Source organism: Jidongwangia harbinensis (genome assembly GCF_020216025.1).
GTDB lineage: Bacteria > Actinomycetota > Actinomycetes > Mycobacteriales > Micromonosporaceae > Actinoplanes > Actinoplanes harbinensis.
The window spans coordinates 26,701-45,278 of the sequence record NZ_JAIWNC010000043.1; the positions used below are offsets into that span (position 1 = coordinate 26,701).

The window sequence follows — 18,578 nt, forward strand, 5'->3', positions numbered from 1 at the left end:
CCCTTCGGGTTTCGCGGCCAGGCGTTCGCGATTCGCGAAATCGATTGCAAACGTCGGAGTAATCAGTTTCTAACAGAGCCCGGATCGATCGTCCACCGTCTATCTCCGGTGCGGGTCACGAGCGCACCGGCCCGGGCGCCCCGCGCGACGTTGATGATCGAGCCGGCTCCGGTGTGCCGGGCCTGACGCAGCACCGTTCCGGCGTACCGGCCGCGGTAGAACATCGGGCCGAGACACGCCTCGTGGTCGCCCCATTCCTGGCCGTCGAAGGCCGGGTACGTCCACGGGTCGCCGAGCAGGTCCTGGCACACGTGCGTCGCCGCGGCGTCGGCTGTCGCCCGGTCCAGCGCCGCGCTCCATTCGGCCGGCGACGAGCGGTGACCGAAGACGATGCCCCGGCCGCCGTACTCCGCGGCGGGCTTGAGCACCAGTGACCGCCGCCCGGTACGGGCGCTCCGGAGGGTTCCGGGTGTCAGGCGGAACGTGCGTGGCACGCCAGGTCCGTGCCGCCGTTCCCGGCGGCCTCCACCACCATCCGGTGCGAGACGGCCAGCGCACGTCGACCCGCCAGAACCGGGTGAGGCTGGGCGCGGGCGGCAGGTCGGATGGTTCCGCGGCTTCCTCCAGCCGTCGCAGAGAGTCCGACGACCACGAACCCGCTGAGAGGGCCGGCTCTGGACAACGCACCGGCGGCGTGCTCACGTAGGGCATGCCGCACATCGATCTGCCGCCGCTTCCCGGCCTCGCCGCCCTGCTGGTCGGCCACCCGGAGACCGCCGGACCCCTCACCCAGCTGGCCGAGACGCTGCTGCGCGGGCCCTCACCGCTCACCCCGCTGGAGCGGGAGATCATCGGCACGTACGTGTCGCGCCGGAACGAGTGCACGTTCTGCGCCGAGACGCACGCCGCCGTGGCGCGGCAGCTCGGCGGCGCCGACGGGCCCGGGCCGGACGCGGGCGACGGCGTGCCGCCCGGCGCGGACCCGAAACTGCGCGCGCTGCTGGCGATCGCCGAGAAGGTCCGGGTGGACGGCCGGTCGGTGACCGCCGAGGACGTCGAGCGGGCCCGCGCCGCCGGGGCCGACGACCGCTCCATTCACGACACCGTGCTGGTCGCGGCCGCGTTCTGCATGTTCAACCGGTACGTGGACGGGCTCGGCACCGCGCTGCCCGACGATCCGGAGCACTACCAGCGGCACGGCGGTGCTCTCGCCGCGAACGGCTACCTGCGCCTGCCGGCCTGAGCCACGTCCGCCGCGGCGTCCATCGGCCCTCCAGCCCGGTTCCAGGCGGTCCGGCCAGACTGGAGTCATGACGGATCTGTTCGAGGTGCTGCGCCGGCGCACGCGGGCGAACGCGCGCCAGGCGGTGGACGTGTTCGCCGACCAGGTGACCGAGTATCGTGCTCCGGCCGGTGAGGAGCGGGCGCGGGCCAGCATTCTGGAGTTCGGCACGTTCCTCCGGTCCCGGACCCTGGACTGCGCCGCGTCCGGTCACGGACTCCTCGCCGACGACCTGTCGGTGATCGGGGCCGCCGGCGCCCAGCGCGCCGCGATGCGGTTGTCGCTGTCCGCCCAGCACCGGGTGGTGGGCGTGCACACCGCGCTGATGGTGCGCGAGTGCTACGAGGCGGCCACCCCGGCGGACACCGGCGACCTGCTCCATCTGGTCGGCTGGCTCGGGCGCGAGGGCCCGCGGGCCCGGGACGCCTACTTCGCCGGGTATCTGTCGTCGGTGGAGCGGACCTGGCCGGTGGTGGCCCGGTGCCGCCTGCTGGCCCGGATGCTGCTGGCGGACGAGCCGCCGGCCGCCGGGGCGGCGTCACCGGCCGAGCGGCATCTGATCGTGGTGGCCCGGTTCGGTACGCCGGCGCCGCTCTCCGCCGAGGAGCGCGGGTGTGCCGTGGCGGACGCGCTGGCCGGCCTGGTCGTGCCGGTCGACTGGACCGATCCCGGCGAGTGCCTGCTGCTGGTGCCGCTGCCGGACGCCGACGGTGACGACGACGTCCTGCCCGACCCGGTCCGCACCCGGACGCTCGCGCTCCTCGCTCCGCTGGTGGCGGCGGCGGGCCGGCCGTGTGCGGTGGGCACCGCGGTCGGGCGGACCGGCCGGATGGCCGGCGGCCTGGCCCTGGCGCGGCGGATCAGTGAGGTGGCCCCGCCGCAACGCGAGCCGCGGTGGCTGCACACGCTGACCGACACCTTCGTGGAACTGGCGGTGGCGGGCGACACGCCGGTGCGGGACTGGCTGGACGCGGTCGCGGCCCGGCTGGCCGGCGGTCCGGACCTGATCCGCACGCTGGACGCGTTCTACCGCCACGACATGGCCCGCGCGGCCACCGCCACGGCGCTGCGCATCCATCCGCGCACCCTGGACTACCGCATCCGGCGGGCCGGCCAGCTGACCGGCATCGATGCCACCTCCACGCGGGGGGTACGGGTGTTCACCGCGGCCGTCGCCCGGGCCCTCGGCGGCCGTCAGACCGGGACCGTCGACGAGATGCGGACACAGTGACACCGATGTATGGTGAAGCCGACAGCCCTGGACCCCGGTTGCCGGTCGTCCGCTTCCTGGCGGATGCCCATCCGGTTGAGGCGAGGGCTAAATGGTGCTGGCGAGCTGGCGCATACTGACGGCCGCAGGGCTGATCCTGGCTATGGCCAGCGCCTGCACCACCGAGCCGTCGAAGATCCCCGCCCGGTCCGGGTGGACCCCGGTGTGGAGCGACGATTTCGACGGCGCCGCCGGCACCAAGCTGTCGCAGGAGACCTGGCTCTACGCCCTCGGCAAAGGCTATCCGGGCGGCGCGCAGAACTGGGGAACCGGGCAGATCGAGACCGTGACGGACCGGGTCGAGAACGTCTATCTCGACGGTGCCGGTCGGCTCGCCATCAAGCCGGTCCGGACCGGCGCCGGGGTCGGGTCCTGGACGTCCGGACGGGTGGAGACGCGGCGGACCGACTTCGCCGCTCCGGCCGGCGGCCGTCTGCGGATCGAGGCGTCGATCCAGCAGCCCGGGGTCAGCGGCGCGGAGGCGAACGGATACTGGTCGGCGTTCTGGGCTCTTGGCGCGCCGGCCCGGCCGGTCGGTGCCACGAACTGGCCGGGGATCGGCGAGTGGGACGTGATGGAGAACGTCAACGGCCGCGAATCGGTATGGCACACGCTGCACTGCGGCGTACCGGTCGGCGGGCCGTGCGCCGAACCGGGCGGCCTGAGCAGTGGTGAACTGCCCTGCCCCGGTTGCCGGACCGGCTTCCACACCTACGCCCTGGAGTACGACCGCAGCGTCGCCCCGGAGGAACTCCGGTGGTTCGTCGACGGCCGCCGGACGTTCACCGTCAAGGCCGACCGCGTCGACGCGAAGACCTGGGCGGACGCCAACCACCACGGCTACTTCCTGATCCTCAACGTCGCCATCGGAGGAGTGTTCCCGGCCAATGTCGGCGGCGGACCCACTCCAGCCACCAGGTCCGGCGTGCCGATGCTGGTCGACCGGATCGCCGTGTTCACCTCGGGAGGGTGATCGCCATGGCGGATCCAGTCAGCACGGTGAACCGTCCGGTCGTGGAGCACTCCCGGCGGCCGATCCAGCGGTCCACCCGCTTCATCGTGTTCGTGGCACTGGGCGTGACCGTCTTCTACATGATCTTCCTGCTGAATCCCTCGTACCGTGGCGACACCTGGGTCTGGGTCCTGGTGCTCTTCGCCGAGGGGATCACCATTCTCAACGCGCTGGCGATGTGGTGGACGATCCTGGCCTACACGCCGCGTCCGGACCCGCCCGAGGTCTACGCCTGGCGCCGCCGGCTGACCACCGGGGACCTCAAGCCCTCGATCGACGTGTTCATCACCGTGTACGGCGAGCCGCTGGAGATCGTGCTGGTGACCATCCGCGCCGTCCGGGACATGCGGGTGGAGCACCTCACCTGGGTGCTGGACGACGGCAACAGTGACGAACTGGAGGCCGCCTGCCGGGCCGAGGGGGTCGGCTACCTGCGCCGCAAGGAGCACCTGCACGCCAAGGCGGGGAACATCAACGCGGCGTTGCGGCGTACCGGGAGCGACTTCGTGGTGATCTTCGACGCGGATCACATCCCCAGTCCGGACTTTCTGCTGCGCGCGCTGCCGCACATGCAGGACCCGCTGGTCGCCTGGGTGCAGACTCCACAGGCGTTCCCCAGCGCACGGGGCCTGGTCGCCCGTGGCGCCGCCGAGTCGCAGCGCATCTTCTACGAACTGGTGCTGCCCGGCCGCAATCTGTTCAACGGGGTGTTCTGCGTCGGCACCAACGTGATCTTCCGCCGGTCCGCCCTGGACGAGGTGCACGGCATGCACACCGCCAGCAACTCCGAGGACATCTGGACCTCGATCGAGTTGCACCGGCGCGGCTGGCGGTCGTTCTTCGTACCGGAGATCCTGGCCCGGGGTCTGGCCCCGGACAGCCTGCTGCCGTTCTTCAAACAGCAGTTCCGCTGGGCGTACGGCGCCTTCGAGGTGATGTTCCGCGGCGGCCTGTTCCGGCGCGGCGGGCTGACCATGGACCAGCGGGTGCAGTACCTGCTCGCCGGCGTGAACTATTTGTTGTCCGTGGCGGCCCTGATTCTGATGTGCCTGCCTGCCGTGTACCTGCTCTTCGGGTTCAGTCCGATCCGGACCGACATCAACACCTGGCTCGTCCACTACGCACCGTTCTACCTGCTCATCATGCTGGTGACCGTGGTGCAGCTGGGCGGGTTCAAGCCGGCCGCGATCGTCACCAGCATCGCCGCCGCGCCGGTCCACGTCCGGGCGCTGGTCATGGCGCTGTTCAAGCGCAAGGTGCGGTGGACCGTCACCAACGCCGGTCCGACCGGCCTGCCCGGCGTCGAACTCGTTCTGCCGCACGTCGTCCTGCTGCTGCTCAACGCGGTCGCCGTGGCGGTCGGCATCAGCATGCTGCCGTTGCGCGGCACCGACATCGCCGCGGTCGGGCTCTCCATAGGATGGGCCGTCATCTACGTCGTCGTCCTGGGACGGGTCGTGGCCGAGGCGGTCATCGCACCCCGGGTCATCAAGGAACGGCTGGAACGGCGCAAGGCCGGCGCGTTGCTCGCCCGGGCGCTGCCCTGGCCGACGCGCTGGGAGGAGGCGGACGAACTGGTCGCCGCCGCCAACGACGTGTCCACCAACCCGCCCTCCGCACGTACGACCTGAAAGCCGGCCATCATGTCCCAGCCGTCCGTGACCACCCCACCGCAGTCCGCCCCGTCGCCGGCGCCCGCGGCACCGGCGCGCCCGGCGCGGCGCGCGGCCCTGCGCAAGTGGCGCGCCCGTCTCATCGTTCTCCTCCTGCTCGCCGCGGCCGTGCTGCTGTTCCTGCGGATCAGCAACGAACGGGCCACGGACGCCAACGTGATCGACATCGGTACCGTCACGCTGACCGCCCAGGCCATCCCGGTCGAGACGCCGCGTCCGGGCCAGGTCACCGCCGTGTCGGTGGTCGCGCAGCAACGGGTGACCGCGGGCCAGCGACTCGGCACGGTGGAGGTCACCAGCATCGACTCGGAGGGCGAACCGGTCGTGAGCACCGTCGTCCTGGAGGCCCCGCGGGCCGGCATCGTGGTCGACGAGCCGGTCACCGTAGGCAGCACGCTGCAGCCGGGCCAGCCCTTCGTCGAGCTGTACGACCCGTCGAAACTCACGTTCTACGCCGAGGTGCCGGTCGAGAACCTCAGCGAGATCGGGGCCGGCATGGCGGCCGAGTTGACGGCCAAGGGCCGGGAGGGCACCGTGCGCGCGGTCGTCCAGCGGGTTGTCCCGGTGGTCCAGTCCGACGTCGAGAGCGTCGCGGCCGGCTCGCTGCGCCTGGTCCTCCTGCCGGCCCGGGGCCAGGACGTCGGCGGGCTGATTCCGGGCATGCGGTACACCGGGACGGTCGACACGCTGACCGGCGTGCCGGGCCGGCCCAGGCTCGTCCCAGGCGGCTGAACATCGTCCGATCGGGCCGGCGCGTCGATTGACAATCGATAGGATACGAGCGATAGTCGATTGGTGATCACTGAGCGTCGAGCGGTTGCCGCTCTCCGGGTCTTCCTGGTGCTGTTGTTCGGGGTCCTGGTCGTGTTCCAGGTGATGTCGCTGCCCGGGCAGTTCGCGTACATGGCCGAGCAGAACCCGGACCTCGCCCATCTCCGGTGGCCGCTGACCGCGGTGTCAGTGTTCTGGGTGCTCTGCGTCCAGGTGGTGATCGTGTCCATCTGGCGGCTGCTCACGCTGGTCAAGAACGACCGCATCTTCAGCGACGCCGCGTTCGCCTGGGTGGACGCGATCGTGTGGGCGATCGTCGCGGCCTGGGTGGTGCTGCTCGGCATGTCGATCTACGTGGTGATCCGCTCGCCGGAGCCCGGGCTGCCCCTGCTGTTCTTTCTGATGCTGGTCGGCGTGGCCGTGCTGGGGCTGTTGATGGTGGTGATGCGCGCACTGCTGCGCCAGGCCACGACCCTGCAGACCGACATGCAAGCGGTGATCTGATGCCCATCGTCGTGCGGATCGACGTCGAACTGGCCAAACGGAAGATGAGCGTGGGGGAGTTCGCCGAGCGCGTCGGCCTGACCCCGGCGAACGTGGCGGTGCTGAAGAACGGCCGGGCCAAGGCGGTCCGGTTCAGCACCCTGGAGGCGATGTGCCGGGTCCTCGAATGCCAGCCCGGCGACCTGCTCGAGTGGGTCGACGAATGAACCACCGGGCCGGACCCTCGCGGGCCGGCCCCGAAGGGAGAGCCATGAAGTATCTTCTCGCCGCCGTCGCGGTCCTGGTGATCGCGCTCGGCGTGGCCGGCATCGTGCTCGGCGAGGCCGACGACTCGCCGGGCCTGCAGCTGCTGGGTGCCGTCCTGGTCGTCAGCACGATCGTCTACGCGGTGCGGACCGTGCGGCGCGGCCGATAGCCGCGCGCCGCCGGACTAACGGATCTGGATCGGCGTCGGCGGCACGTAGCCGTGCTGCATGCCGCCGTCCCCCTCCACGTAGCCGGACCCGCTCCACTGTGCCGCCCCGCGGCGGAAGCCCTGCTCGCCGAACGTGGTGACCTCGACGGCGTACCGCCGGGCGGCGCCGTCGCAGGCGGTCGGGTACAGATAGCCGTACCCGTTGACGACGACCCCGGCGACCGTCTGGGAGACGGTCAGGTCGACGACGCCCCGGTCGGGCACGCCGCCGGTGAACGGGCCGCAGCTGTACGTGCCGGACAGCGTCACGCTCAGGCCACCCGGGTGGCGCGCCGCACCGCGGCCGGTGAACGTCAGCCCGGCCGAGCCGGCCGCCGCGGCGCCGGATGGTGCCAGCAGCACGGTGGACAGGACGAGCACCGCGGCGGCGAGTACGGACCGGATCCTGCGCATGGTGTCCTCCAGCCGGAGCGTGGTGGGTGACGCTGTGCGGTGATCAGGGCAGCCTAGGCACGACTGACCGGTGTGTCTGTCGGATCGGTGACCGGAGCGGGCCGGCCGGCCGCGGAGCTGACGTGCCGTTCCGAAACTACCGGAGGCCGCGAGCGCCGCCCATCGCCCCACCCGGCGCCCCCTAGCTGCGGAAACCTGAACGTTCGGCGATCAGGAACGGCCCATTCTGATTAACGCGTATTGACAATTACCGATAATCGACTGACGCTGATGCTCTTATCCCGTGCCCACCGGAAGGGGAGCCCTAGTGAGCAGCAGCCCGGGCCGCACCAGGACCCGATCACGATTCGCCGTGCTGGCCGCGGCGACACTCCTGGTCGGCAGCGGACTGACGGTGCAGGCCAGCCTGCCCGCCGCCGCGGCCGCCGACACCCTGCGGGCCGCCGCCGCTCAGGCCGGCCTGTTCTTCGGTGTCGCCGCCTCGCCCGGCCGGCTCAACGCCACGGTGTCGCGGGAGTTCGGCCAGCTGACTCCCGAGAACGACATGAAGCCGGACACCATCGCCAACTCCAGCGGCGGGCTGCAGAACACCGGCAACGCGGACACCCTGGTCAACTACGCCCAGACCAACAACATGCTGGTCCGCGGCCACACGATGGTCTGGCACTCGCAGGCGGGTGCGCTGCAGGGCCAGAGCCAGGCGGTGCTGAACAACTTCATCGGCAACGCGCTGAACCGCTGGGGCAACCGGATCGCCTACTGGGACGTGGTCAACGAGGCGCTGGAGGACAACAACACCGGCCGGCGCCGCAACCAGTGGCCGCACACCATGAACCGGGACGCGAACGGCGACGGCGACACCTTCGACGCCGGGGACACCGACGTCATCCGGGATTCGTTCATCCGGGCCAAGCAGGTCGTCCAGGCCGGCGGGCTGACCACCAAGCTCTGCATCAACGACTACGACGTCGAGGGCCTGACCGTCCAGGGCGGCACGCCGAACCGCAAGGCCAACGCGCTGTACGACATCGTCCGGAACTACCGGCAGTACATCGACTGCGTCGGGTTCCAGTCGCACTTCAACGACAACCCGAACAGCATCATCACCGACGACCTGCAGGCCAACATCCAGCGGTTCGCCGACCTCGGGGTCGAGGTGCACATCACCGAGCTGGACATCGACGACGACCTGAGCAACAACGACATCGGCGCGGGACAGGCGGCGAACTACCGCAAGGTCGTCCGGGCCTGCCTGAACGTCGCGCGGTGCACCGGCATCACGGTCTGGGGCATCGCCGACAGCGAGTCGTGGCGCGCCTCGGAACGCGGCCTGCTGTTCACCGGCGGTAACGGCAACTACCAGAAGAAGGCGGCGTACACCGCCGTCCTCGACGAGCTGAACAAGGGCCGGGGAACCTCGCCGTCGAACCCGCCGTCGAACCCGCCCTCCAACCCGCCGTCGAACGAGCCGTCCAACCCGCCGTCGAACCCGCCGTCCGACCCGCCGACCTCGACGCCGCCCAACCCGGCCGGCTGCACGGCGACGGTCTCGCTCAACTCCTGGACCGGCGGGTTCGTCGCCACGGTCCGCGTCACCGCCGGATCCGCACCGGTCAGTGGCTGGTCCGTCGGCATGACGCTGCCCTCCGGCGCCACGGTCACCAACGCGTGGAACACCAACCGGAGCGGCAACAGCGGTGCCGTGCAGTTCACCAACGTCGGTCACAACGGCCGGATCGCCGCCGGCCAGTCCGCCGAGTTCGGCTTCCAGGGCACCGGGTCCGCCGGCTCCCTGACGCCGACCTGCACCGCCACCGCCTGACCGGAACCGCCTGACCACCGGGCCGTGCCGGCCCCCCACCGGGGGTCGGCACGGCCCGGTCGCGTGGTCATCCGGGAAGGACGGCGCGGACCGGTCCGGTGTCCGCGCCGTCGGCGAGCGACGTCAGCATGTCCGCCAGGATCGCCACGCCGTGCTGGGTCAGCAACGACTCCGGGTGGAACTGCACCGACCGCAGTCCCGGCCCGGACAGGGCGTGCACCTCGCCGGTCGTCGCGTCCCGGCTCACCCGCAGCACCTCGCCGGGCAGCCGCGGGCTGACCACCTCGTCGGCCGGGGCGAGCGCGGCGAAGGTGTTGTAGAAGCCGACCCGGGTGCGCTCGCCGAACAGGTCGATGTCGCGTTGCATTCCCTGGTGCGGGGCCGCCTTGCGTACCACCTCGAGGCCCAGCAGGTCGCAGAGGACCTGGTGGCCGAGGCAGATCGCCAGCAGCGGCCGCCGCCGGTGCAGCAGGGTGTCCACCATGGACCGCAGCGTGGCCACCTTCCGGTCGCCCCGGTCGCGGGGATCCCCCGGGCCCGGCCCGATGACGACGACGTCACCGTCGTCGGTGGTACCCGGCTCGTCGAACCCCCGGATCGTGGTGCGCGTGCCCAGCGTGGCGAGCTGATGTTCCAGCATGGCGGTGAACGCGTCCTCGCCGTCCACTACCAGGATCCGCCGTCCGTCCAGCGGCCGCGGCCGGCGCGACCCCGGACCGGCACCGCCGCGCCAGTAGTGGGCGAGCGTGGCGGTGCGGCCGGCCAGCCGCGCCCGTACCTCGGGATGTCCGGCCAGCGCCGGTGCCGGCCGGGCCGGCGGGCGCGCGTCCGGGCGCAACGCGTCGAGCAGCGCGGCGGTCTTGGCGTGCGTCTCGGCGGTCTCCGCCACCGGGTCGGAGTGGCGCACCAGGGTGGCGCCGACCCCGATGGTGAGGGTGCGGTCCGGAGCCAGTTCGGCGGTGCGGATCAGGACCGCCGAGTCGAGCGCCGGGCCCGGTCCGACCACCGCCAGGACGCCGCTGTAGTACCCGCGCCCGGCCGGCTCGTACCGCTTGATCACCCGGCAGGCGTTCTGCAGCGGACTGCCGGTCACGGTGGGGACGAACATGGTCTCGCGCAGCACCGTGCGCACGTCGGCGGACGTCGGCCCGGAGAGCAGATACTCGGTGTGCACCAGGCGCGCCATCTCGCGCAGGTACGGACCGTGCAGCCGGACCCCCGGCGTGCACACCCGGGCCATCATCTTCAGTTCCTCGTCCACCACCATGTGCAACTCGTCGATCTCCTTGCGGTCGGCCAGGAAATCCAGCACCCCGGGTACGGTGCGGTGCGCCGCCGCGGCCCGGTACGTGCCGCTGATCGGGGTCATCCACAGCCGGCCGTCCGCCAGGCTGGCATGCCGCTCGGGCGTCGCGCCGACCAGCACCCGCGAGCCGGTGTGCAGCAGGAAGGTCCAGTACGCACCGGTCTCGCGTTCCAGCAGGCGGCGGAAGACGGTCAGCGCGGCGCGGACCGGGTCGCCCTGCACGGTGGCCCGGTACGCGCGACGGATCACGAAGTTGGCGCCCTCGCCGCGGCCGATCTCCTGGTCGACGATGCGGCGCACGGTGGCGGCGTAGGCGTCGTCGCCGACGTCGAAACCGCCGCCCGTCACGTCGACGACGTCGTCCGGAAGGCAGCGCAGCAGATCCGCCCGGTCCACGGTGCGGTCGTCGCGCACCGTCATGGCGAGCAGCGGCGCGCCGTCGTCGTGGCAGTCGAAGCCGCGTTCCCGTAGCTGGCGGTAGGGCACCAGGACGACCATCCGGTGCGCCGGCCCGGGTCCGGACGGCGGCAGCGCGGCCAGCTCGTCCGCCTCGTGGACGTCACCGGTGAGCACCTCCACCCCGGTGGCGCTCACCGCCGGGCGGTGCAGGAGCAGAAAGGGTGTGCCGCCGTCGATCACCGCGCGCAACGCGTTGTCCATGCCGCCAGAGCCTGGCAGCAGAGCGGCCGCCGGGCAGCTACTCGAACGAGTCGGCGTGGTGCCGCCGGGCCGGGCCGACTACCCGCACGAGTAGTTCCGGCCGATCCGGTGTGGACACTAGCTTCGTCGCCATGACAGGGCACACCGCAACGACCACGACGGCGGCGACGCCGGTATGAGTGCCCGGATGACGTGGGCGGGCCCCGCCGCATCGGTGTCCGGGCTGAGCCGGGACGAGATCCGGCGGTGGCGGGCGATGCCGGCCGCGCAGCAGCCGGAGTGGGGCGACGACTGGCTGATCGAGCAGGTCGTCGACGACCTCGGCGGGATGCCCGGCCTGGTCGGCTGGCACGAGGTGCAGCGGCTGCGCGGGGTCCTGGCGGAGGTGGTCGCGGGCCGCCGCCGGGTGGTCCAGGCCGGCGACTGCGCCGAGGACCCGGACGACTGCCGTCCCGGGCCGCTCCGCCGCAAGGTCGCCCTGCTCGACGCCATGGCGCAGGTCGTCGGCATCATGTCCGGCAAGCCGGCGATCCGGGTCGGTCGCCTGGCCGGCCAGTTCGCCAAGCCGCGCAGCACGCCGACCGAACGGATCGGCGACGTGGAGCTGCCGGCGTACCGGGGCCATCTGGTCAACGGCCCGGCGCCGGACCCGGCGGCCCGCCGCCCCGATCCGCTGCGGCTGCTCACCTGCTACACGGCGGCCCGCGGCGCGATGGCGTACCTGGACGCGACGGCGGACCGTGCCGACCCGGTGTGGACCAGCCACGAGGCGCTGGTGCTGGACTACGAGGTGCCGTTGGTACGCCGGGACCCGGACGGCCAGCTCACGCTCACCTCGACGCACTGGCCGTGGATCGGCGAACGGACCCGGCGGCCGGACGGCGCGCACGTGCGCCTGCTGGCGGCCGTGACCAACCCGGTCGGCTGCAAGATCGGGCCCGGCGTCACCGAGGACGACCTGCGCACCCTGTGCGCGGTGCTGGATCCCCGGCACACGCCCGGGCGGCTGACGTTCATCGTGCGGATGGGTGCCGAGCTGATCGGTTCCCGGCTGCCCCGGCTGGTCCGCGCCGTGCGTGCCGCCGGGCACCCGGTGATCTGGCTGTGCGATCCCATGCACGGCAACACCGAGCGCGGTCCGGACGGCGTGAAGACCCGCCGGATCGGTGCGCTGCTGCGGGAACTGACGTGTTTCCAGGAGATCGTCGACGGCACCTCCGGCGTCGCGGGCGGACTGCACCTGGAGACGACCCCGGACCCGGTCGTGGAGTGCCGGTCCGACGACGGCCCGCTCGGGCCCCGGACCACGCTGTGCGACCCGCGACTCAACACCGAGCAGGCACTGCTGCTCACCGAGCACTGGCACCGATGACCGCCGACCCGCGGAGGTGGGACGTACTCATGAAGACCGTGGACCGCGACACCGCCGGTGAACGGCTGCGCGCGATCGTGGCGTCGATCCTCGAACTCCGCCCGGACGAGGTCGGGATCGACGACCACTTCTACGACGACCTGCAGTCCGGATCGCTGGAGAAGGTCGAGATCGCGGTCCGGATCGAACGGGAGTTCGGCGTCGGGATAGCGGCCGACGAGGCCGCTCGCGTGCAGCGCCTGTCGGACGCGCTGGCGCTGCTCCGGGACAAGGGTGCGATCAGCTGAGGAAAGGCGTGGACGATGAAACTGGTGCAACGACTGGTGGGCCGGCACGTCGACGCCGGTGACGGCGAGCGGGTGGCCTACCACGACCCGGACCTCGGTCCGGTCGACTATGCCCGGCTGTACGAGGCGGCGCGCGCCTACGCCGCCGACCTGCACGACCGCGGGATTCCGGTCGGCGCGAACGGCCTGCTGGTGGCGGACGACTCGGTGGCCACCGTGGTCGCCGTGCTCGGCCTCTGGTGGTACGGCTGCGTGCCGGTCCCGGTGAGTCCCGCACTCACCGACGCCGAGTTGCGCTTCGTGGCCGCCGACTGCGGCGCCGCGATGGTGCACCTGGACGCGCCGGCCGCCCGGCAGGCCGTACTGGCGGCGGAGTTCGCCGGACTGCCCGGCACCACCGGCGACGGCGTCCGGGCGGCCGTCGGGGATCGGGCGGCCGGCGCCCCGGACCCGTTCGACTGGCCGGCCGACCGCCCGGCGCTGCTGCAGTACACCTCCGGCAGCACCGGCGAACCCAAGGGGGTGCTGCACTCCGCGGCCGGCATCGAGGCGGTCCTGGACGGCTTCGGCCGGGTGCTGGCCCTCGGCCCGGACGACGTGACCATGTGCACGGCCAAGATGTCCTTCGGGTACGGGTTCGGCGACTCGGTCCTCTTCCCGCTCGCCGCCGGAGCCGCCGCGGTGCTGCTGCGCGGCCCGGTCGACGCCCAGGTGGTGCTGGCGGCGCTGCGCCGGCACCGGCCCACCGTGCTGTTCTCGGTACCGCGCATGTACGCCGCGCTGCTGTCGGTCACCGGCGCCGGCGCCGAGGACCTCCGGCGGCAGCGGCTGCGCCTGGCGGTCTCCGCCGGCGAACACCTGCCGGTCCACCTGAGCGAACGGGTCCGGGAGACCCTCGGGGTGCCGGTGGTCAACGGGCTGGGCGCGACCGAGGTGCTGCACATCGTCGTGGCCACGCCGCCGGACCGGGCCACGCCCGGGTCGACCGGCGTCGCGGTCCCCGGCGTCACCGTGACGGTCCGCGACGCCGACGGCCGGCCGGTGCCCGACGGTACGGACGGCCGGCTGCACATCGCCGGGCCGTGTGTGGCCCTGGGCTACCTGAACCGGCCGGACGCCGAGCGCCGCACGTTCGCCGTCGGCGGAGCGTTCACCTCGGACATCGTGCACGTCGCCGACGACGGCGAGGTGCGATACCTGTGCCGCGCCGACGACCTGCTCAACCTCGGCGGCTACAAGGTGGCTCCGAGCGAGGTGGAAGGGGTGATCCGCAAGACCGACGGGGTCGCCGACTGCGCGGTCATCGCGGCCACCGACGACGACGGACTGGAGAGCGCGGTCGCCTACGCGGTCCCGGCACCCGGCGCGGATCCGGTCGAGGTGCGGCGGGCCATCCTGCGCTCGATCCGCGCCGAGCTGACCGCGTTCAAGCGCCCGGCCCGGGTCGAGGTCCTCGACGCGCTACCGGTGACGTCCACCGGCAAGCTCGCCCGCTACCAGCTCCGCGGCCTGGCGAGGGACCGATGAGCTGCGTCATCACCGGGATGGGCGCGGTGGCCGCGGTCGGCGGCGGGCCGGAGCAGATCTTCACCGCGCTGTGCGCCGGCACCAGCGGGCTGACCAAGCTGCGCGCGTTCGACCTGAACCGGTACCGGGCGCACCACGCCTACGAGATCGACGACCGCACCGGACCGGGCCGGGACGAACCGTTGCGGGCGACCCGCTGGCTCGTCGACGCGGTCGAGCAGGCGTGCGCCGACGGCGGGCTGACGCCGGCCGCCCGGGTGCCCGTGCTGCTCGGCACCACGCTGCGGGAACAGCGCAGCGTGGAACTGTGGTGGCGGGGCGAGGGCGAGGTGTCCGCGGCCGACCTCCACTTCGGACCGGCCCTGCGCCGCCGGTTCGGGTTCACCCGCACCTACACGTTCGCCAACGCCTGCGCGGCGACGCTGTACGCGCTGGGCCTGGCCACCGACCTGCTCGACCTGGGCATGGCGGACGCGGTGGTGGTGGCCGGCACCGACGCGATCACGGAGAGCGCGTTCGGCACCCTCGACCGGGTACAGAATCGCACCCCGGAGGCGCTGCGCCCGTTCGACCGGGCCCGGGCGGGCATGCTGATGGGCGAGGGCGCGTCCGCGGTGGTGGTCCGGCGGGACGGCGACGGCGACCGGCCGGCTCTGGCCCGGATCCGCGGGGTCAGCATGAACTGCGACGCCTACCACCCCACGGCACCGGACCCGGCCGGCATCGCGGCCGCGATGCACGCCGCACACACCCGCGCCGGCCTCGGCCCGGACGAGATCGACCTGGTGATGCTGCACGGCAGCGGCACCGAACTCAACGACGCCGCCGAGGCCACCGCGCTGCACGCGGTGTTCGGGGACGCCGCCGCCCGGCCGCTGATGACCGCGATCAAGTCGATGACCGGGCACACCCTGGGCGGGTCCGGCCTGCTCAGCCTCATCGTGGCGGTGCTGTCGCTGCACCGCGGCGTGGTGCCGCCGATCGCCGGGCTCACCGATCCGGCCGACGAGGCGGCCGGGCTGCGCCTGGTCAGCGGTACGGCGGCCACCGCGCCGCTGCGTACCGCCCAGGTGGACGCGTTCGGATTCGGCGGCATCAACGCCGTGGCCGTCGTGGAGCGGTCGTGACCGGCCCGGGCCGGCCGGCCGCGGTGACCGGCATCGGGCTCGCGGTCAGCGGCCTCGGCACCCCGGACGACCTGCTGCAACCGGACGGCGCCGAGGAAGCCTTCGACCCGGCCACCGGGCTGACCGGCCGGGCGATGCGGCACAAGGACCGGGCCTCCCGGTTCGCGCTGCGCGCCGCGGCGGACGCGTTGCGCGACGCCGGCCTGCTCACCGGCGCCACGTTCGCCGGGCCGGCGTCGCGCACCTGCGTGGTGGTGAGCACCAACTTCGGCAACCTGGACAGCGTCTGCACGTTCGCCGACACGATCGCCGAGGACAGCGTCCTCGGGCTCAGCCCGCTCGGTCTGCCGCACACGTCGTCGAACTCGGTCGCCGGGTGGCTGGCCATCGAGTACGGCCTGCGCGGACCCAACCTCACCGTGTGCAACGGCGGCACCGGCGGGCTGGACGCGCTGTTCTGGGCCCGCGCCATGATCGCGGCGGACCGTGCCGACGTGGCACTGGTGGTGGGCGTCGAACCCGACACCGCCCCGGTGGCCCGGCTGGTCGGCCACCGCCCCCGGCTGGACGGCGCGGCGGCGGTGGTGCTGGAGTCCGTGCCGCACCGCCGGTCCCGCGGCGCCCCGCCGCGGGCGGTGATCACCGCCTGCACCCACGGGGCGGCGCTGCCCGACGCGGTCCGCGCGGTCCGCGGCACCGACCGGCAACCGGTCGGGCTCTGGCTCACCCCGGCCGGCCCGCGACCCGGCGACGCCGCGTCGTCGTGGTGTGCCACCACCAGGGATCTCACCGCGCGGCTGGGCGAATGCTCCGGCGCGCTCGGCGTGCTCCAGTGCGTCGCGGGCGTCAGCTATCTCGACGCCTCCGGGCCCGGCGCCGTGCTGGCCACGTCCGCCGACGGGCCCGACCACACCGCCGTGGCCGCGCTCCTGCTCACCGCGCCGGGGCAGGCGTCATGACCGGCCGGGTGCTGATCACCGGACTCGGCGCGCTCACCTGCCTCGGCGCCGGGGCCCCGGCGCTCTGGCACGGGATGCTCGGCGGCGGCGGCCGGCCCCGCCCGGTGCCCGACCCGCACGCCCACATGCGAACCACGCTGATGTACCTGTTCCCCGGCGACCTCCCGGCCGAGCCCGCCGCGGTGGCGCACGTGCCGCTCGCCTCCGGTCCGCGGTACGCGGTGGCCGCCGCCCGCGAGGCCGTCGCGGACGCCGGCCTGAGCGAGCCGGTGCTCCGCGACATGCCGGTGCTGCTCGGCGTCGAGATGGGCAACGCCGGCCTGCACGAGGCGCGCCGGGTGGCCGGGCCGGACGCTGCCGCCACCGCCGGTCCGCGGCGCTGGACACCGCTGACCGTCACCGCCGCGGCGGTCGGCGCCGCCCTGGGCAGCCGGGCGCCGAACACCAGCGTCGGCAACGCCTGCGCGGCCAGCGCCTACGCGCTGACCCTGGCGGCCGACCTGATCCGGGCCGGGGAGGCCGACGTCGTCCTGGCCGGGGGCGCGGAAGGCGTCACCCGGGTCGGGATGGGCGCCTTCAACCGGCTCGGCGCCGCCGATCCGGTCCGCTGCCGGCCGTTCGACCGGCAGCGCCGGGGGACCGTGTTCGGCGACGGCGCCGCGATGCTGGTGCTGGAGTCGGCCGGGCACGCCGCGCGCCGGGGAGCCCGCGCCTACGCGGAGGTGGCGGGTGCGGCCTGGAGCTGCGACGCGCACCATCCGACCGCGCCGGACGCCACCGCCACCCAGGTGATCCGCGCGATCCGGGCGGCGCTGGCCGCGGCCGGCCTGGCCCCCGGCGACCTGGGCGCGGTCGTGCCGCACGGCACCGGCACCCCGCTCAACGACGTGGTGGAGAGCCGGGCGCTCCGCGAGGTCTTCGGCGACCACTGCGCGGCCCTGCCGCTGCTGAACCTCAAGGGCATGATCGGGCACACCGCCGGCGTGGCCGGCGCGGTGGGCTGCGTCGCCGCGGCGCTGATGCTGCGGTCCCGGATGGTGCCGGCCGCGCCGCGCCGGGACGAGCCGGACCCGGACTGCCCGGTCTGGCTGCCGTCCACACCGACGCCGCTGGACCGGCCGTCGGTGCTGGTGAACTCGTACGCCTTCGGCGGCAACAACGCGTCCGTCGTGCTGACCGCACCGGGGGAGGACCGATGAACGACGTCACGGTGACCGGCATCGGGGTGCTGCTCCCGGGCATCGACAAGCCGGCCCACGCCCTGCACCCGTCCCCGCCCGCCGGGCCGGGCTGGTTCGACGTGACCACGGTCCTGCCCGGCCGCGGCTACCGGCGGCTGCCGCCGGCGAGCCAGTACCTGCTCGCCGCCGCCGCCGAGGCCCTCGCCGACGCCGGCCCCGGTTTCGCCGCGGCACCCGCGGACCGGCGGGGCGTGGTGACCGCGCTGAACAACGCCGGGGCCGAGCTGATGGACCAGCAGGACCGCACGATCATCGCCACCGGCGCGGACGACCTGAGCCCGCTGACCACCCCGTACTTCGCCACCAGCCTGTTCGGGTCGCGGCTCGCCGCCGAGCACACCGTGCACGGGTTCTCCCTGACGGTCAACTCGCCGCGGACCGCCGGACTGGAGGGCGTGCAGCTGGGCGGCCGCGCGCTCGCCGCCGGCCGCGCCGACGTGCTGCTGATCGGCGCGACCGAGCAGACGCTGCCGCCGGGCGAGCCCGGCGCCGCGGACAGCGACGTCGGTGCGGTGGTGCTCGTCGGCGAGACCGGTGCGGCGGCCCGGGCCCGGGCCCACGGCGGTGTCCGGGTCCGCACCGGGTTCCTCGGGCCGTGGACCGGCGACGAGGCACTCGACCGGCTGTGGGACAGCACCGTCGCCGCCGGGCCGGTGCCGCCGGTCGAGGCGGTCCTCGACGACTCTCCGGCCGGTGCCTGGGTCGCCGGCTGGTTGCGTACCCGTGGCCTCGATCCGGTCCTGGTGCCGGCCCCGGCCGGCTGCCTCACCCCGCTGCGCCGGGTGGCCGGTCACCTGGCCGCCGGACGAGCCGACCAGCTGGTCGTCACCGCGGCGGCCGAAGGCTGCGTGGCCTTCGCCCGGATCACCCCGCCCGACCACCCGGAACAGGAGTAGC

General features: G+C 73.4%; 19 protein-coding genes. 16 read left to right on the top strand and 3 right to left on the bottom strand.

Annotated features, from left to right (window positions below):
• Nucleotides 1-62 precede the first annotated feature (62 nt).
• Complete coding sequence (locus LDL48_RS36200; protein WP_225259665.1) at nt 63-494, bottom strand: hypothetical protein; 432 nt, start codon at nt 492-494, stop codon at nt 63-65.
• Between the two features lie 215 nt (nt 495-709).
• Between LDL48_RS36200 and LDL48_RS36205 the strand changes: the two genes are divergently transcribed.
• From LDL48_RS36205 to LDL48_RS36240, 8 genes are all read left to right on the top strand, one after another.
• Nucleotides 710-1,243 (top strand): carboxymuconolactone decarboxylase family protein, encoded by a 534-nt coding sequence (locus LDL48_RS36205; protein ID WP_225259666.1) that lies wholly within the window; start codon nt 710-712, stop codon nt 1,241-1,243.
• Between the two features lie 67 nt (nt 1,244-1,310).
• Nucleotides 1,311-2,513: a helix-turn-helix domain-containing protein gene (locus LDL48_RS36210; protein WP_225259667.1), complete on the top strand. Its 1,203-nt coding sequence runs from the start codon at nt 1,311-1,313 to the stop codon at nt 2,511-2,513.
• A 142-nt stretch (nt 2,514-2,655) separates the two neighbouring features.
• Complete coding sequence (locus LDL48_RS36215) at nt 2,656-3,525, top strand: glycoside hydrolase family 16 protein (RefSeq protein ID WP_225259668.1); 870 nt, start codon at nt 2,656-2,658, stop codon at nt 3,523-3,525.
• Between the two features lie 5 nt (nt 3,526-3,530).
• Nucleotides 3,531-5,195 carry a glycosyltransferase family 2 protein gene (locus tag LDL48_RS36220; RefSeq protein ID WP_225259669.1) on the top strand — a complete coding sequence of 555 codons (1,665 nt, stop codon included), beginning with the start codon at nt 3,531-3,533 and terminating at the stop codon, nt 5,193-5,195.
• Between the two features lie 27 nt (nt 5,196-5,222).
• Complete coding sequence (locus LDL48_RS36225; protein ID WP_225259670.1) at nt 5,223-5,969, top strand: biotin/lipoyl attachment domain-containing protein; 747 nt, start codon at nt 5,223-5,225, stop codon at nt 5,967-5,969.
• A 63-nt stretch (nt 5,970-6,032) separates the two neighbouring features.
• Nucleotides 6,033-6,512: a DUF2975 domain-containing protein gene (locus LDL48_RS36230; protein ID WP_225259671.1), complete on the top strand. Its 480-nt coding sequence runs from the start codon at nt 6,033-6,035 to the stop codon at nt 6,510-6,512.
• Complete coding sequence (locus LDL48_RS36235) at nt 6,512-6,718, top strand: helix-turn-helix domain-containing protein (RefSeq protein WP_120783492.1); 207 nt, start codon at nt 6,512-6,514, stop codon at nt 6,716-6,718. Before LDL48_RS36230 ends, LDL48_RS36235 begins: the two co-directional genes overlap by 1 nt.
• A 44-nt stretch (nt 6,719-6,762) precedes the next feature.
• Nucleotides 6,763-6,927, top strand: coding sequence for a hypothetical protein (locus tag LDL48_RS36240; RefSeq protein ID WP_225259672.1), 165 nt, complete (start codon nt 6,763-6,765; stop codon nt 6,925-6,927).
• 15 nt (nt 6,928-6,942) lie between these two features.
• Here the strand turns inward: LDL48_RS36240 and LDL48_RS36245 are convergent, their stop codons facing one another.
• Nucleotides 6,943-7,380, bottom strand: a complete 438-nt coding sequence (locus LDL48_RS36245; RefSeq protein ID WP_225259673.1) for a hypothetical protein — start codon at nt 7,378-7,380, stop codon at nt 6,943-6,945.
• A gap of 307 nt (nt 7,381-7,687) precedes the next feature.
• On the opposite strand from LDL48_RS36245, the gene LDL48_RS36250 reads away from it, so the two are divergent.
• Nucleotides 7,688-9,202, top strand: coding sequence for an endo-1,4-beta-xylanase (locus LDL48_RS36250; RefSeq protein ID WP_225259674.1), 1,515 nt, complete (start codon nt 7,688-7,690; stop codon nt 9,200-9,202).
• A 67-nt stretch (nt 9,203-9,269) separates the two neighbouring features.
• Here the strand turns inward: LDL48_RS36250 and LDL48_RS36255 are convergent, their stop codons facing one another.
• Complete coding sequence (locus tag LDL48_RS36255; protein ID WP_225259675.1) at nt 9,270-11,168, bottom strand: anthranilate synthase family protein; 1,899 nt, start codon at nt 11,166-11,168, stop codon at nt 9,270-9,272.
• A 187-nt stretch (nt 11,169-11,355) separates the two neighbouring features.
• Between LDL48_RS36255 and LDL48_RS36260 the strand changes: the two genes are divergently transcribed.
• From LDL48_RS36260 to LDL48_RS36290, 7 genes are read left to right on the top strand one after another with little or no spacing between them, the layout of a single operon-like run.
• Complete coding sequence (locus tag LDL48_RS36260; protein ID WP_225259676.1) at nt 11,356-12,540, top strand: 3-deoxy-7-phosphoheptulonate synthase; 1,185 nt, start codon at nt 11,356-11,358, stop codon at nt 12,538-12,540.
• A 29-nt stretch (nt 12,541-12,569) separates the two neighbouring features.
• Nucleotides 12,570-12,827 carry an acyl carrier protein gene (locus LDL48_RS36265; RefSeq protein ID WP_225259677.1) on the top strand — a complete coding sequence of 86 codons (258 nt, stop codon included), beginning with the start codon at nt 12,570-12,572 and terminating at the stop codon, nt 12,825-12,827.
• A 24-nt stretch (nt 12,828-12,851) separates the two neighbouring features.
• Nucleotides 12,852-14,354: an AMP-binding protein gene (locus tag LDL48_RS36270; RefSeq protein ID WP_225259678.1), complete on the top strand. Its 1,503-nt coding sequence runs from the start codon at nt 12,852-12,854 to the stop codon at nt 14,352-14,354.
• Nucleotides 14,351-15,481: a beta-ketoacyl-[acyl-carrier-protein] synthase family protein gene (locus LDL48_RS36275; RefSeq protein ID WP_225259679.1), complete on the top strand. Its 1,131-nt coding sequence runs from the start codon at nt 14,351-14,353 to the stop codon at nt 15,479-15,481. The genes LDL48_RS36270 and LDL48_RS36275 overlap by 4 nt, the downstream gene beginning before the upstream one ends.
• The gene (locus LDL48_RS36280) at nt 15,478-16,440 is read left to right on the top strand and encodes a beta-ketoacyl synthase N-terminal-like domain-containing protein (protein ID WP_225259680.1); all 963 of its coding nucleotides are present in this window, start codon (nt 15,478-15,480) and stop codon (nt 16,438-16,440) included. The genes LDL48_RS36275 and LDL48_RS36280 overlap by 4 nt, the downstream gene beginning before the upstream one ends.
• Nucleotides 16,437-17,639, top strand: coding sequence for a beta-ketoacyl synthase N-terminal-like domain-containing protein (locus tag LDL48_RS36285; RefSeq protein ID WP_225259681.1), 1,203 nt, complete (start codon nt 16,437-16,439; stop codon nt 17,637-17,639). Before LDL48_RS36280 ends, LDL48_RS36285 begins: the two co-directional genes overlap by 4 nt.
• The gene (locus LDL48_RS36290) at nt 17,636-18,577 is read left to right on the top strand and encodes a beta-ketoacyl synthase N-terminal-like domain-containing protein (protein WP_225259682.1); all 942 of its coding nucleotides are present in this window, start codon (nt 17,636-17,638) and stop codon (nt 18,575-18,577) included. Before LDL48_RS36285 ends, LDL48_RS36290 begins: the two co-directional genes overlap by 4 nt.
• Nucleotide 18,578: the final 1 nt, after the last annotated feature.

Bases quoted from the DNA above. Each gene is read 5' to 3' on its own strand.
- LDL48_RS36205 (WP_225259666.1), top strand. From the start codon at position 710: ATGCCGCACATCGATCTGCCGCCGCTTCCCGGCCTCGCCGCCCTGCTG.
- LDL48_RS36210 (WP_225259667.1), top strand. From the start codon at position 1,311: ATGACGGATCTGTTCGAGGTGCTGCGCCGGCGCACGCGGGCGAACGCG.
- LDL48_RS36215 (WP_225259668.1), top strand. From the start codon at position 2,656: ATGGCCAGCGCCTGCACCACCGAGCCGTCGAAGATCCCCGCCCGGTCC.
- LDL48_RS36220 (WP_225259669.1), top strand. From the start codon at position 3,531: ATGGCGGATCCAGTCAGCACGGTGAACCGTCCGGTCGTGGAGCACTCC.
- LDL48_RS36235 (WP_120783492.1), top strand. From the start codon at position 6,512: ATGCCCATCGTCGTGCGGATCGACGTCGAACTGGCCAAACGGAAGATG.
- LDL48_RS36240 (WP_225259672.1), top strand. From the start codon at position 6,763: ATGAAGTATCTTCTCGCCGCCGTCGCGGTCCTGGTGATCGCGCTCGGC.
- LDL48_RS36245 (WP_225259673.1), bottom strand. From the start codon at position 7,380: ATGCGCAGGATCCGGTCCGTACTCGCCGCCGCGGTGCTCGTCCTGTCC.
- LDL48_RS36255 (WP_225259675.1), bottom strand. From the start codon at position 11,168: ATGGACAACGCGTTGCGCGCGGTGATCGACGGCGGCACACCCTTTCTG.
- LDL48_RS36260 (WP_225259676.1), top strand. From the start codon at position 11,356: ATGACGTGGGCGGGCCCCGCCGCATCGGTGTCCGGGCTGAGCCGGGAC.
- LDL48_RS36265 (WP_225259677.1), top strand. From the start codon at position 12,570: ATGAAGACCGTGGACCGCGACACCGCCGGTGAACGGCTGCGCGCGATC.
- LDL48_RS36275 (WP_225259679.1), top strand. From the start codon at position 14,351: ATGAGCTGCGTCATCACCGGGATGGGCGCGGTGGCCGCGGTCGGCGGC.
- LDL48_RS36285 (WP_225259681.1), top strand. From the start codon at position 16,437: ATGACCGGCCGGGTGCTGATCACCGGACTCGGCGCGCTCACCTGCCTC.
- LDL48_RS36290 (WP_225259682.1), top strand. From the start codon at position 17,636: ATGAACGACGTCACGGTGACCGGCATCGGGGTGCTGCTCCCGGGCATC.